Raw genomic sequence first — 12843 nt, forward strand, 5'->3', positions numbered from 1 at the left:
TAACCACATAAATTTTTGAAAAGAATATACACATGAAAATAGTTAGCTTTAACTATGATAGTTGATGACTTAAAAATGAAAGCGAGATATTTTTCGTGCTTGACGCCATATACCGATGATATTGTACTGCTGGAAGCATGTTGGGGTGAGATTCTAACATCGTATTCGGATCAACGAAGGGGCTATCATACCTTGGCACACCTTCAGCACTTTAGTCAGCAGTTGGATCTTTGCAAACATAATTTATCAGATTATTCTACAGTTTATTTGGCCATGATCTATCATGATATTGTATATTTTATGATGGATGGTACAAATGAAGCAAAAAGTGCATTGGTTGCAGTAGATCATTTAGGTAGATTGAATTATCCATCGCACCTGATCGGCAACTGTGTGGAGATGATCCTGGCAACAAAGGCACATGCGGAAAATAGGGACACCAATATAAATTATTTTATTGATGCTGATATGTCGATACTTGGTGCAGACAATGCTTCCTATGCGAGGTATGCTACTGGAATCCGTAAAGAATATGGTGACTCTATTTATTTTGACGCAGGAAGGACGCAAGTTTTGCGGAGTTTCCTAGCGATGGAAAAAATATTTAAAACGGACCTTTTCTATGAAAAATATGAAAAACAGGCCCGCCTCAATATTCAGCGTGAAATCAATGATTTAATCAGATAGCCCGCTATTGGTTAATGCTCGTCACCTTTGTAAATCCACATAGGGACAGTTTTTCCAGCTCTTTCAAAACCATTCCTTTTATAGAAATCTACAGCTTTCCCGTCTGCTGTAAGCATTTGCATATGAAAATGACCATAGATGTCTTGCATTTTTTGAAGAATAAGCTGACCTATTCCTTTGCTATGATAATCAGGGTGGACTAATAGGTGCGGGTAATAAACGACAAGGTGGCCATCTGAAATTGCATTTCCCAGGCCAACTAATGTTCCTTCTGTCCATGCGGAGATCAATGTATGCGAATTCATCAGCGCTTGATACAATTCACTTGGTTTGCTCGCGGCGCTCCATCCGTTAGCCTGGTATAATTTTAAAATATCATCAATTTTAATGTTGCGTGTATTAGAAATTGTTATGCTCATTTATTATAATCAATCTTTGTATTTATATTTTGTCGGTCCATGTTACTTTTACAGCCGATAAATTAGGGAATTCAAGACGTTGGTCGAAGGCCGGGATAAATCTGTGTTTTAGATAGAATCCGAGTGGTGATCGATAAGGGCTACCATCTATCTTGATTCCAAGATCATGATCGATAACCCACCCATTAAGCCGTTGTTCATTTCTTTTTAATTTATTCATTACTTTAGATCCCAAACCTTTTCCCTGTATATTCTTGGATAGTATAATCACAAACCAACGATCAGTCTCACGGTCAAATTTGGTAGCCCAACCAACAAGTTGATTGTCACTTTTGATAAGGATATGATTTGGAAATAAAAGGGTCTTGGTATAATCTTCGAAATCTGCCGTCTTAGTATAGGATAAACTGGCAGGATATTCATCGTTCCATAAATTCATGACAGCGATTAAATCGGTTGTTGTGTCCTGAAATGTGAATGTATTTTCCATAGCTAGACCCAATTTATCAACAATATCTCAGCTTTTGAAATATCGCTTCAAAAAGTTTAGCTTATTGCATATTTTCACCTTTCAATTCTGTCATTCACAGCGTTTTCCTGTATGTTAGTTTAAAGGTAATAGGGAAGAGTGGTATTGTGCTGCCTTTGTCATCGTATCTACATTCGCAATCGTAGCCGAATGTTTTAGTCTGCTATTAGTGTGCCATGCTGACGTAAAATTCTCCGGTTATTTTTTTCAACAATAAGGGTAATATCCGGTGCATTTTTCTCTCCAATAATATTTCGATATATCTTGTAGGTATAAATACCATTCTTAAAGGTGATGACATGATTGCCTCCGCTTCCTTCAAAGTCCAGTTTACCAGTGTTTAAGATGAGATCAGGTGGAGCATTTTCTTTTTTGCCAATTTTCCAGGAAGCATATCTATACTTGCCATTAACTAGTTCATCTATTCTGATGAGATATGTTTCCGTTTTTAGCCTGTATATAGGATTTTTGAATGGCTTGAGCGAACTGTGTACATGTTCTTTTTGTTGGTGAATAAGTGCTTGTCTTAATTTTTTTTCAACAGTGCTCTGATAGTTTATCGCGGTAATCTTTCCGTCGTCGCTATCTATCCATACTATGCCATTATCGAGCATAATTCCTCGCCAGCCAACTTCTGTCCATTGTTCAGTTTTGGAATGTGCGATCAGATCGACGAGCGTCTCATCAAAGACTTCACGAAATCTTTGTTTGAATTCTTTTGGGTTTTTAATATCCGGAATGGGGGTTTCCCGCTTCAAAGGATAGTTTACAATCGTCGAAATATCATCTATATTCTGTTGTTTAAATAATGAGATAATATTGCTGATTCTGGCTTTTTTTGAAGCGTTAATTTCGGGTTTCTGTGCATAGCCAAAGCTATAAGCCAGCAAAGTCATAATTAAAAAGCTAAATTTCATCTGTTGTTTTGTCATCCGCTCTGTCTTTTAGCTATTAAATTACTAAAATTATATGGATAATGATCAAATATGATTTTCGTCTTCTACGGTTTCTATAGCTTCGTTTTTTACATTTGATAGATCATTGGTAATTGAAGCGATAGAAGATATTCGTCGAATCGCCATTAACGAATCAATATTCGTTGTAAGGGTCTAAAATGCTGATGCAGAACGTTAAGGGGATTTGATGTTTCGTATATAATTTACCAGATTTTATAATATTATGCTTAAATTTATATCATATATCAGCGAAAGACCTTTATTTATCGCATGTTATTTTGGACAAAAACTAATTATAATGAAGAATTTTTTCAATACAATTGCTGGCAAACCTGCAGATAGCTGGATGAGTTTACCTTTTTTTATTCGCGCTTTTTCTTACTATTTTATGCTTTCGGGCGTAGTAGTCCTAATAATTGCAATAAGTCAACTATTTGGAGTGAAAGCGACAATCAGTATTTATGGTCTTGAAAGCAAATCTCTACTTACAATAACAGGCGTTGTAACGATTATTGTTTATGCCTTTAAATTTTTAGTTGCCTGGGGATTTTATAAGGGTATGGACTGGGCAAAGACTTTTGCTCATATTGATGCGGTGATCGGTATCCTGATTTGTCTTTTTATGATCTTTGGCCTGATCTATTTTGATCAACCAATTTTCCCACGCAAAATTTCATTTGATTTATTTTTTCTAATACCCTATTTGATTATTCTACTTCAGAATAGTAGAAAAGGGAACGCGATAGTTATTTCATGATGGAATGAAATAGTTGTATCACCACCGAACCGTGCTTTCAAAACAAATAAGAATTCCTAGTATGTGAAAAATACAACGATCAAATGGTGTTTGCAATATTCGGTTAGGATGTCTTGCTTACCTGTTCTCGAAATAGTTTGTATTTGTTGTACATCCCGTTTAAGATTGGATCAACAGGTTTTATTTATTCCGTAAATGACAACATCTAAATTATCCTCGTCAATTTTATCATCGACCAATTTAAAGCCGAGGCGCTCCAGAAGTTTTTTGGAAGGAATATTTTCTTGATGTGTATACGCTTCGATATATTCAAACCCTGCTTCAGTAAAGGCATAATCTAGCATGGCCTTTACAGCCTCGCTCATGAGTCCTTTACCTTGGAATTGCGGAAGTAATTCGTAACCTAATTCAGCATATTTTTTACTCCAGTCAATATTCCATAAGGTTATAGCTCCCACAAAGTCATTTCCATTGATTGTTTTAATCGTAAAATAGAATTTATTTTTTCTGACCATCTCAATAAACAGTCTTATGTCGTCAAGACTTTTAGTGATATCTCTTTCTATGTATTGAGCGACCTGCGGATCGGTTCGGAGAACATACATATCTTGCAAGTCTGCCAGTTCGACAGGCTTCAATATTAATTGATCTGTTGCGATTAAAGTTTCCATGTGAAAGCTCAATTTTTATACCTTGGTTGTGGAAAAGAAAGAATTAATGGATCGTAACCAAATTTCTTTTATTTGATTGTTTGTTCCCCTTATAAGTAAAATTAGATAATTGAGTTTAATATTCCATAAATTTTTCTGAAATCAGCAAAACCGTTTTAGTTTTTTTATATTTGTTTTATTCAATCTTATGGATGTATCAATAATAAATAAAGTTGAGCTGAGCTAGGGCCTCAATTTGTTGAAATGCCAGTATGAATCTTTTCTGGTTTTTAATAAGATGTATTATATATGATATAAGAGAGAGGGTAACCAAATACGATAAAGCTATAGCATTTTTACTTTTCAACAAAAGGGATAGTTTCTGCTTTTTGTCATTAGGATATGGGGAAAGACCAAGATTTGGGAATCTATTTTATATTTCACTTGAGTGGCAATGTATAAACCGGGATATGATCATATGGAAGAGAAGGAGATTCTGTCGGCCCTGCGTTCGGGCTGCCAATCTGCTTTTCGACAAATTTACAGTTTGTACAGTGGTCGTATTTACCTCAATATTTGTAAAATGGTCAAATCCGAACAGGATGCAGCAGAGCTTTTGCAAGAAGTATTTATTAAAGTATGGGATAAGCGGGAGCTGATCGATGTCGAACAGTCCTTTAGGTCTTATTTGTTTCAGATTGCCAAATACACAGTATATAATTTTATCCGTAAAAATAACCTAGAGAAACAGATTCAAGCCTATCTTAGCCGCCACAATACGCAGCTCTATACCCATGTAGAAGAACAATTAGACGAAAAACAAGACGAACAATGGCTGTACCAAACGATTGAACAGCTTCCGCCTCAACGAAGACTGATCTATAGACTTTGTAAAATCGAAGGCAAAAGCTACGCAGAAGTGAGTAGCTTGTTAAGGATATCCACTTCCACCATTAATGACCATATTGTAAAAGCTACAAAGTATATCAAAGAAAGACACCGTGTTGTGAATAAGTCGACGCTATTGATAGTCTCCTTCATACTCCTCCAACAATAGTAACCGCAATTATTTTTTTAAGGCTGAAAAAAAGTAAAATAAAATTACCCTCAGAGCAGATGATCCTTGCTTTTGAAGTGTATTAGCTAAAAAGAAGATAACCAATTGTGGAAAAGAAATTACTTCAATATACTTTAAGACAGTATATACGGGGAGAGCTCAGTGAAGAAAATTTGCGTGCTTTCCTATCTTATATAAAATCTGGTGAAGATTCGGTATTGCTACATGAACTGATACAAGAAGTTTTAGATGATCCTATTGATCAGGACTTGCTTCAGAATCCTGAATTATTAACAGTATTGGATAACACATGGGAACAATTACATCTTCAGATAAATAAACCGAAAATGCGATCATTGTGGTCCTGGAAACGTATCAGTGCAGCTGCAGCAATGGTTATTGGGGTATTATTTGCCGGTTGGTGGATTTTTTATGGCGCCAGCAATACGGTATCCCAGCAAGTCACACCGGAGCCCATATCACCCGGAAAGCAATCTGCAACCTTAACACTAGCCAATGGTAAACAGATTCATCTGCAAGAAACTGTAGATGGACAGATTTTGAATGAAATGGGTATCAAAATATCTAAAAGTAATGACGGACAGCTAATCTATGAGGTTGGGAAAAATATTGGTAATGATACAGGACATCATACATTATCAACAACACAAGGCGAAACTTATCGCATTAAGCTGCCCGACGGTACGCAAGTGTGGCTCAACGCTGCTTCAGCCCTTAAATATCCAATGCGTTTTGCCCTTCAGGGAAAAAGAGAAGTGGAATTGATAGGGGAGGCCTATTTTGAAGTGGCAAAGGACCCTCGACATCCCTTTGTGGTACAGAGTGCTGGGCAAAAGATCGAAGTGTTGGGTACCCACTTTAATGTAAATAGTTATGCTGACGAGCCAGAGCTGCGAACCACTTTGTTGGAAGGCAGTGTCCAAGTCTCTTCCCCTAATAATCAAAAACTACGATTGTTTCCGGGACAACAGTCCAGCCTCACAGCCAATGGGATGCTAAAATTGCAACAAGTGGATACTGCACCCATCGTCGCCTGGACCAATCATGAATTTATGTTTGACGATGATGATATTGAAAGTGTTATGCGTAAGATAGCACGTTGGTATAAAGTTGATGTCATCTATCAAGGCAAAAAAACGACAGAGAAGTTCGGGGGCGGAATTTCCCGTTTTGACGATGTCAAGCAGGTCTTAAATCTACTGGAAAAAACGGGGGCGGTCCATTTTCGAATTGAAGGTAAAACCCTGTATGTCCTTCCATAAATTGTTCGCTAAATATTCAATTATAACTCATACCCTAAAAAAAATATGATGAAAAAATATAAACAAATCGAATAGCAATCGCAGTGGAAAGGAAAGCAACCAAGATCCCGGAGGTCCCGGTTGCTGTTTGGGACAATTAATTTTTAACTATCCAATCTGCAGTATATTTCTGTTTTGGACGACTCGAATATACTGCGAATCAAACCTTGCAAATGTATCAAAATTATATCAGAAAAAAGGAGATAGCTTATCTGCTATTCCGTAAACTTTGGCTTATTATGCGATTGACGACCATAATTATCTTGGTTACTTTTATGCAGGTTAGTGCTTCGACCTTTGCACAAAAGGTAACATTGGAATATTCCAATATGAGCCTTAAAAAAATATTTAAGGACCTAAAGTCACAGACAGGGTACAATTTTCTTTATACCGAACGGCAAATGTCGGTAGCCCGACCTGTCAATATAAAAGTAAAGGACCGGGTGTTATCAGATGTACTGGCCCAGATCTTTAAAGATCAGCCGCTGTCGTATCAACTGGACAATAAGACAGTCGTCATCCGTGACCGGCCCCAAGCAACGACGATCCTGTCAACGGCAGCATCCGCAGTGAAGCCAAATCAGGAAGCGATCAAGGGTCGGGTCACCAATGAACGGGGCGAAGCCCTTGCAAACGTTTCCGTGCGCATCAAAGGGAATGAGTCTGCTGGGACCTCTACTGCTACGGATGGAAGTTTTACAATCCGTAATCTTTCTCCGGGATCGACATTGGTTTTTTCTTCCGTGGGCTATGATCAGCAGCGTGTGGAACTGGCTTCTTTACGTACCGAAGAATTGGGACAGTTACATGTAGTAATGAAAAATAGCAATAGTCAGTTAGAAGAGGTTATTGTAATCGGTTATGGTACGACGACCCGCCAGCGCTTGGTTGGTGCAGTTGATCAGATCGGCAGCAAAACCTTTCAGGATCGGCCCGTTGGCAACGTGACGCAAGCCCTACAGGGCGCTTCTCCAAGTTTGACCATTCAACAGAAAAGCATGGATCCGAACGATAATTCAATGAACATTAATATTCGGGGGATATCTACTGTAAATAGTAATGCGCCACTCGTAGTGATTGATGGCATTATTACCGAAGGCGGGACCTTAAATAAGATCAATCCAGATGATATCGAGACCGTATCAGTGCTTAAAGATGCCGGATCTACAGCTATCTACGGTTCACGTTCGGCCAATGGTGTCATCCTCGTAACCACAAAAAGAGGACGACAAAATCAGAAGCCTACCGTTAACATCGGCACACAATGGGGAATACAACAGCCCAAGATTTTGTTCTCTCCTGTTAGGGGCTATGAAAATGCTACCTTACGCAATCTTGCGCTCACCAACTCCGGAATGGATCCTCAGTTTTCTCCTGAAGCAATCGCTGATCTGTATGCACATCAGGATATTGAACAATGGAATTTACCGGAGATCATGAAAAATTCATTCCAGCAAAAATATAATATCAGTGTTGCTGGCGGTGGTGAGAAGAGCTCCTATTTATTTTCTGGAGGATTTTATAACCAACCAAGTAACTTTATAGGACAGGATTTCGGGATAAAACGATATAATCTGCGGACTAACCTCAGTACTGAGATCGGGCGTTTTAAACTGACCTCGATTTTAGCTTATACTCGCAATAATAATATAGGCAATACGGCTGGAAGTGCTATTATCAATGCTTCTCGTCTACCTTCATATTATTACTATAGAATGCGGGCTGACAATGGAAAATACCTGGTAAACAATGCCCTGACGGATCAGAATCCATTGGCTGAACTTAATGAAGGTGGTTATATCAAAAATGATAATGACTATTTTAATATAAACCTGAATCTCGAAGCGAAACTGTTCGATGGTTTAAAACTACGTGGTATTTTTGGGGCCGATATCTATGCTGATCACCGCTTTATTCGACGGATCCAGGTACCCCTATATTCCAGTCCGGATGCATTACAGCCCCAGGTCTACGTCAATTCGGATCGGAATACCGAGGACTTTAACGAGAAAGCTTCTTTACTGAATTTTCAATTACTTCTGGATTATGATAAGACCTTTGGCAAGCATCACATTTCAGGCTTGATTGGCGCATCCAATGAATCTTATACACGTAGACAGAACGAACTCAAAATGAAATTTACTGATCCTGTGCTGGGGACACCTGGTAGTGGGACGGTTATTAACCCTGCCGATGTTCGTGTCACACCCAATGGCACTTTACAGAATAGTATCAATTCAATCTTTGGGCGCGCTGGATATGATTTTGAAAGTAAGTATTTCGCCGAATTTAGCTTTCGATACGATGGATCGTCCAAGTTCTCGAAAGCAAATCGCTGGGGTTTCTTCCCTTCAGGGTCACTGGGATGGCGGGCATCGGATGAGCAATTTATGAGCTGGTACAAGGATCATGTCGGAAGTCTGAAGATTCGGTCAACCTATGGCGTATTGGGAAATCAGGCAGTTGATGACTATTCCTATTATTTCACTTATGAATCCTATCCTAACAGTTATGGATTCAACAATAAGCCTGTAACTTCCGCAGGGTTTAATTATGCCAGCCTAGATTTGCGCTGGGAGAAAACCTATAACTTTAACATCGGTTTGGATGCAACTTTCTTTCAGAATAAGCTGACTGCCAGTTTTGACTATTTTAAAAAGCGGACTGTCGATATCCTGATGTCACCACAGATCCCTTCCGTATTCGGAACTTCATTAAAAAACCAGAATTTAGGTGAAATGAACAACGAAGGTTGGGAGATCAACCTGACTTATCAAGCTAAAACAGGCGAATTTCAGCATCAAATCAACGCCAATATGGGAGATAGCCATAACAAGATTATTGCAATGCCAGGAGATGATCGGATCTCAACCGTGGATAATATCACCAAATTGACACGTGTCGGTCTTCCCTATAATTCCTATTACGGTTACAAGATGGAAGGACTCTTTCAGAATATCGCCGATATAGAAACCTCAGCCTTGCCAAGCGGCATTACTGCCGCGGATTTGCGCCCTGGAGATGTCAAGTATGTCGATCGAAATAACGACGGCATCATCGACGCGCGTGACCGATTCGTCCTGGGTAATGGTTTCCCCCGCTTTACATTTGGGTTGACCTATAATCTTAGTTATAAAGATTTTGACTTTAGCATGTTCTGGCAAGGGGTTGGTAAGCGTGATATGATGATCCGCGGTGAACTGATTGAACCTTTTCATCAGAATTATTCGTATGCCATTTACCAGCATCAGCTGGATTATTGGACACCGACAAATATCGATGGGCAGTGGCCACGGCTTACCGCGAATGGGTCTACAGCGTCTACCAACAATTTTGGCAAAGATTCTGACCTCTATCTTTTCAACGGGAAGTATGCACGGCTGAAAAACCTGCAAATAGGATATAGTTTATCAAAAGGAGTAGTTTCAAAATTAGGGCTACAGCGGGTGCGCTTTTTTGTCAATGCCCAAAATTTACTGACATTAAGCAAAAACTCCTGGATAGATCCTGAATCTTCCGAATTTGATTCTAACATGGGCGGTTCGGCCAATAGCGCTCGTAACTATCCAACGTTGAAATATTATGGTGGTGGATTAAATATTCAATTCTAATTTTTGATGTGATGAAACGATATAAATTACTTGTAGGCGGCTTAAGTTTAGTGGCTGCTGTCCACTTCACTTCCTGTAATAAGCTGGATACCTTGCCAACAGACCGTTTTACCGATGAAAACTTTTGGAATTATCCGGAAAATGCGGAAAAAATGGTCAATATGGCCTATAATCAACTGTTTTCTGCAGACCGTTTATGGAATGACGAAGCCCTAAGTGATAATATTTTTGAGGGGCGGTCCAATACAGATCAACGTGCTATCCGTAATGGGACTGCGGATCCGACGTTGGGACGTTTTGGTTCTGAATGGTCAGATCTCTATGGCGGCATCAAGACCTGCCATGTTTATCTGGAAAATGTGGATCGTGTACCTGGACTGGATGCAGTTCTAAAAAAACGACGTATAGCCGAGATCCGGTTTATCCGCGCCGCGCTCTATTTTAGATTGATCAATTTTTATGGTGATGTGCCCTTCTTTACAAAGGATATAACTCTGGACGAGTCTAAGACGATATCCAGGACACCTAAAGCCACAATAATGACTTTTATACATCAGGAATTGGATGATTGTATGGTAGATTTACCCAGCAAAGATGCGTTACCCGCTGATGATAAAGGGCGGATTACAAAAGGTGCGGCATCAGCCTTTCAGGCACGAGCTTATCTTTATGAAAGTAACTGGAACAAGGTGCTGGAATATTGTGAAAATCTGATCAAGAAACAGGCGGAATTTGGTGCATACACCCTTTTTAATAGTTATTCTGGGTTGTTTACTGCAGCCAATGAGTACAATTCAGAAGTAATCCTCGACTATGCCTATGTGCCGCAGCTGAAAACCTGGAATAAACTCTATGATGCAGCGCCGATCTCCGCCCAGGCACGTCTAAATGGTTATGCACCCTTGCAAAGTCTCGTCGATAACTACATCACCCTGGATGGCAATACGATCACTACAGATCCCAATTACCGGAGTGATGATCCCTATGTTAATCGGGATCCAAGGATGGCCGCAACGATTGTTTTCCACGGAAGTCAATGGACTGATTTCGACGGAACAGTACGTAAGATTTTTATCAAACCGGGTTCGGGAGAGACAGATAAAGAACGTCTTGACGAATATCAGGGAGCAAGTGCCAATGCATCACCCACAGGGTACTATGTGAAAAAATATTACGATCAAACAGCAACTGTAAAATACGATGCTGGGCTCAATATCATTATGTTCAGGTATGCCGATGTCTTATTGATGTATGCCGAAGCAAAAGAGGCGCTAGGACAGCTCGATGCCGCAATATGGGATATAACGATCAAACCTATTCGCAAAAGAGCCGGTTTTGAAGCCGCGAAAGCACTGGATTTTCCGACTTCAGGTGACCTGAAATCAATTGTACGGAATGAACGCCGAAGCGAGCTTGCGCTAGAAGGTTTACGTTACTATGATATTGTGCGCTGGAAAGCCGGTAAAACCTACTTAGATGGCCAGGTATTTGGAGCTAAATATGGCGGCAATAGTAGCTATATCAAGTTGGATATTCGACGGTTTGATGAGAGCCGGGATTATTTATGGTCAGTGCCAAGGACGCAGATTGATCTGAATAAAAATCTACTGCCCAATAACCAAGGCTATTCAAATTAAAAATTTAATTGAAACAAATAGTTATAAACGCTACAAAAAAGGTACGTTTTGAATCACTAAATTAATGATAAAGACATGAAATGGTATTTTAAAATTATAACATTGATCGTATTGATTGGGGGGATTGTTTCCTGCAAAAAAGACGATATGAAATATTCGGATGCAGACGTATCCGCTGTAGAGAACTTATATGCACCTGCAGATGGGAAAGCTGTCAAATTATTGAGCTCTAGTTCTGCTGCCCTGTATTTTGAATGGGAGTCCGCGTTGGTTGCTGATGGGGGGGCAGCTCAATATGAGGTTGTTTTTGATAAGGTGGATGGCGATTTTAGCAAGCCCCTTTATAGCGTTACATCGGATAATAACGGAAATTCAAACGGAGCAAACATCAGCCACAAAATATTGAATCAGGTAGCTGCACGAGCGGGGATCGAACCTGGCACAAGTGGTGATGTCAGTTGGTCTGTATATTCCATTAGAGGGATGAGGCGGGTACTAAGTAAAGTAAAAAAAGTATTGACTATTAAATCCTTGGAAGGGTTTGCAGATATTCCAGATGAATTGTTTATCACGGGCGAAGGAACTGAAAATGGTACAGCCATTGCGCAAGCATTGCCGTTTAAGCTTGTGGGCAACGGGGAGTATGAGATTTTTACTAAATTGGAGGCCGGCAAAAAATATACATTTACGGACCGCAAATCAGCGGACGGACGTATATTCTATTCCGAAGATCAAACAAAATTAAAGGAAAGCGAAACTGGAAGCAACACCGCGACCAAAACAGCCGTATACCGTATTCGAATTGATTTCAATGTGGCGACAATCACCTATACCGAGATCAAAAGCATGGGTGTTTATTTCTCCCCTTCAGGAGCAGTAGTACTCGATCTGCCTTACCAAGGGAAGGGGATCTGGTCGGCGACAGGTGTCATCAACTTTAAACAGGAAACCTGGGGCCGCGACCAACGCTATAAGTTCCAGATGGAAACCATCAAGGCGGGGAAAGCAGAGACCGTGCAGCTAGGCACCCAAAAAGGTACTGATGTGCCACCTAATGGTACTGATCCGACATACTTCTTTGTCCGCATCCTACCAAATCTTTCGCAATGGGATGACAAATGGAAATTTGTAGATGCCGTGGATGGACATCCAACAAAAATCTCGATGATTTTACAGGGTGACAAAGATTATACACATGCAGTAGTTCCAAATTAAAGC

The 12843-nt window shown here is 39.7% G+C and carries 11 protein-coding genes; 7 read left to right on the forward strand and 4 right to left on the reverse strand.

The features are described from left to right. Positions 1-75 precede the first annotated feature (75 nt). Complete coding sequence (locus tag HPC41_RS00350) at positions 76-687, forward strand: HD domain-containing protein (RefSeq protein ID WP_172392030.1); 612 nt, start codon at positions 76-78, stop codon at positions 685-687. Between the two features lie 11 nt (positions 688-698). Here HPC41_RS00350 and HPC41_RS00355 read toward each other — a convergent pair whose 3' ends face one another. The 3 genes from HPC41_RS00355 to HPC41_RS00365 all read right to left on the reverse strand — a co-directional run bounded on the left by HPC41_RS00355 (position 699) and on the right by HPC41_RS00365 (position 2567). Beyond that, on the reverse strand, positions 699-1106 hold the full coding sequence (locus HPC41_RS00355) for a GNAT family N-acetyltransferase (protein ID WP_172392031.1): 408 nt from the start codon (positions 1104-1106) through the stop codon (positions 699-701). 22 nt (positions 1107-1128) lie between these two features. Beyond that, positions 1129-1596 (reverse strand): GNAT family N-acetyltransferase, encoded by a 468-nt coding sequence (locus HPC41_RS00360; protein WP_172392032.1) that lies wholly within the window; start codon positions 1594-1596, stop codon positions 1129-1131. Between the two features lie 194 nt (positions 1597-1790). After that, positions 1791-2567 (reverse strand): hypothetical protein, encoded by a 777-nt coding sequence (locus HPC41_RS00365; RefSeq protein ID WP_216660605.1) that lies wholly within the window; start codon positions 2565-2567, stop codon positions 1791-1793. Positions 2568-2889: 322 nt separating this feature from the next. On the opposite strand from HPC41_RS00365, the gene HPC41_RS00370 reads away from it, so the two are divergent. Next, positions 2890-3348: a hypothetical protein gene (locus HPC41_RS00370; protein ID WP_172392033.1), complete on the forward strand. Its 459-nt coding sequence runs from the start codon at positions 2890-2892 to the stop codon at positions 3346-3348. Between the two features lie 170 nt (positions 3349-3518). On the opposite strand, the gene HPC41_RS00375 is transcribed toward HPC41_RS00370, so the two are convergent. Next, positions 3519-4019 (reverse strand): GNAT family N-acetyltransferase, encoded by a 501-nt coding sequence (locus tag HPC41_RS00375; protein WP_172392034.1) that lies wholly within the window; start codon positions 4017-4019, stop codon positions 3519-3521. 457 nt (positions 4020-4476) lie between these two features. On the opposite strand from HPC41_RS00375, the gene HPC41_RS00380 reads away from it, so the two are divergent. From HPC41_RS00380 to HPC41_RS00400, 5 genes are all read left to right on the forward strand, one after another. After that, entirely contained in the window at positions 4477-5055 is a 579-nt protein-coding gene (locus tag HPC41_RS00380) for an RNA polymerase sigma factor (protein WP_246250234.1), read from the forward strand. 107 nt (positions 5056-5162) lie between these two features. Then, complete coding sequence (locus HPC41_RS25655; protein ID WP_172392035.1) at positions 5163-6338, forward strand: FecR domain-containing protein; 1176 nt, start codon at positions 5163-5165, stop codon at positions 6336-6338. A gap of 212 nt (positions 6339-6550) precedes the next feature. Further along, positions 6551-9988, forward strand: a complete 3438-nt coding sequence (locus tag HPC41_RS00390; RefSeq protein ID WP_246250236.1) for a TonB-dependent receptor — start codon at positions 6551-6553, stop codon at positions 9986-9988. A gap of 11 nt (positions 9989-9999) precedes the next feature. Further along, on the forward strand, positions 10000-11625 hold the full coding sequence (locus HPC41_RS00395; RefSeq protein WP_172392036.1) for a RagB/SusD family nutrient uptake outer membrane protein: 1626 nt from the start codon (positions 10000-10002) through the stop codon (positions 11623-11625). A 75-nt stretch (positions 11626-11700) separates the two neighbouring features. Beyond that, positions 11701-12840, forward strand: a complete 1140-nt coding sequence (locus HPC41_RS00400) for a SusE domain-containing protein (RefSeq protein WP_172392037.1) — start codon at positions 11701-11703, stop codon at positions 12838-12840. Positions 12841-12843 lie beyond the last annotated feature (3 nt).

It is taken from the genome of Sphingobacterium prati (genome assembly GCF_013167215.1).
Lineage (GTDB): Bacteria > Bacteroidota > Bacteroidia > Sphingobacteriales > Sphingobacteriaceae > Sphingobacterium > Sphingobacterium prati.

Coding starts and splice junctions, on each gene's coding strand:
- HPC41_RS00350 (WP_172392030.1), top strand. CDS start 76: ATGAAAGCGAGATATTTTTCGTGCTTGACGCCATATACCGATGATATT.
- HPC41_RS00355 (WP_172392031.1), bottom strand. CDS start 1,106: ATGAGCATAACAATTTCTAATACACGCAACATTAAAATTGATGATATT.
- HPC41_RS00360 (WP_172392032.1), bottom strand. CDS start 1,596: ATGGAAAATACATTCACATTTCAGGACACAACAACCGATTTAATCGCT.
- HPC41_RS00365 (WP_216660605.1), bottom strand. CDS start 2,567: ATGACAAAACAACAGATGAAATTTAGCTTTTTAATTATGACTTTGCTG.
- HPC41_RS00370 (WP_172392033.1), top strand. CDS start 2,890: ATGAAGAATTTTTTCAATACAATTGCTGGCAAACCTGCAGATAGCTGG.
- HPC41_RS00375 (WP_172392034.1), bottom strand. CDS start 4,019: ATGGAAACTTTAATCGCAACAGATCAATTAATATTGAAGCCTGTCGAA.
- HPC41_RS00380 (WP_246250234.1), top strand. CDS start 4,477: ATGGAAGAGAAGGAGATTCTGTCGGCCCTGCGTTCGGGCTGCCAATCT.
- HPC41_RS00390 (WP_246250236.1), top strand. CDS start 6,551: ATGTATCAAAATTATATCAGAAAAAAGGAGATAGCTTATCTGCTATTC.
- HPC41_RS00395 (WP_172392036.1), top strand. CDS start 10,000: ATGAAACGATATAAATTACTTGTAGGCGGCTTAAGTTTAGTGGCTGCT.
- HPC41_RS00400 (WP_172392037.1), top strand. CDS start 11,701: ATGAAATGGTATTTTAAAATTATAACATTGATCGTATTGATTGGGGGG.